Source organism: Mesotoga sp. HF07.pep.5.2.highcov, from assembly GCF_003666285.1.
Lineage (GTDB): Bacteria > Thermotogota > Thermotogae > Petrotogales > Kosmotogaceae > Mesotoga > Mesotoga prima.
The window spans coordinates 1-1,223 of the sequence record NZ_JFHJ01000383.1 but is presented as its reverse complement, the minus strand read 5'-3'; the positions used below and the strand labels follow the sequence as shown (position 1 = coordinate 1,223).

Below are 1,223 nucleotides of genomic sequence, written 5' to 3'. Positions count from 1 at the left end.
GTCCGACTGCTAATTCAATTTCGGAGAAGAAAAGAGACACGGTGAACTCAGTCCTGGACAAGTTACTTGAATCACTGAACACACTTCGGTAAGATGAGTTCCGGACTCTCTCACTTTCTCGACCGATACTCTTCGGCAAGCTTTTTCATGTATGGATCTATATGGGAGAAGTATTTTTTCAGTCCGGAGCAAAGGTAGTTCAGTCCCGGTTCTCCGTCTGGCGTTTTGACAAATCTGTTCTTCGGGCATTCTCCGTGACAGGCGAAAAGGTATTCGCACTTGTTGCAGTATTCCGGCAGTGTGGCAGCTTTCGAAACCCCGAAGACAGTCTGTGATGTCAAAGTCACCATTTCGAGCAACCTCCGGTCCTTAATGTTTCCGAGCCTGTGCTCGGGATAGACAAAGTGATCGCAGGAGTACAGGCTTCCATCGGCCTCCAGCGCAAGTGCCTTTCCGCAAGTTTCAGAGAAGATGCACAACGATACCTCCATCCCGAGCCACTGGGCAAGGGCACACTCAAAGAGGAAGACAAAAACCTTGCCAATATCCTCCCTGTACCAGATATCGAAAACCCCGTTGAGAAAACTCCCGTAGTCTTCAGGAACGACCGACCAGTCGGCAACGAGCGAAGCGTGCTTACCTGGCAGGGCTTCAGTAGATCCTGTAATCGGCATACTGTCTTCGGGAATGAATGTAGTGGGCGAACTTTTGAATACCTTCGGTTCTGCTATAGGGATGAACTGCATTCTGGTTGAACCGGCTGTATCCCTCAAAAAGCGATACACCTCTCCAGGATACTTCGCGTTTATTCTGTTAACCGCGGTCAGGGTATTGAAAAGAATCTCGTACTTGTGCAAAAGTCTTACAGCATTGAGGACCTTCTGGAAGGTCGGACCGCCGCTCCTGCTTTTTCTGTAGACGTTATGCAGTCTCTCCGGGCCGTCGATGCTTATTCCAACGAGAAAGTTGTGTTCTTTGAGAAACGAGCACCACTTTTCATCCAGCAGCGTTCCGTTTGTCTGGAGATCGTTGGCAATCTTCTTGCCCGGAGGACAGTAAAGCCTCTCGTAATCGACAACCTTTTTGAAGAAGTCGATTCCAAGTAGTGTGGGCTCCCCTCCCTGCCAGGTGAAGACTATCTCTGGAACTGTCTGTGAGTTGATGTATTCATAGATGAACCTCTCCAGGACCTCGTCGCTTATAACGTTTCTGCTGTTTATAAG

Annotated in this window: 1 protein-coding gene; it reads right to left on the bottom strand. The window is 48.9% G+C overall.

The features are described from left to right. Positions 1 to 110 precede the first annotated feature (110 nt). A partial coding sequence (locus BG32_RS08210) for an anaerobic sulfatase maturase (protein WP_121526665.1) occupies positions 111 to 1,223 on the bottom strand: 1,113 nt, incomplete at its 5' end.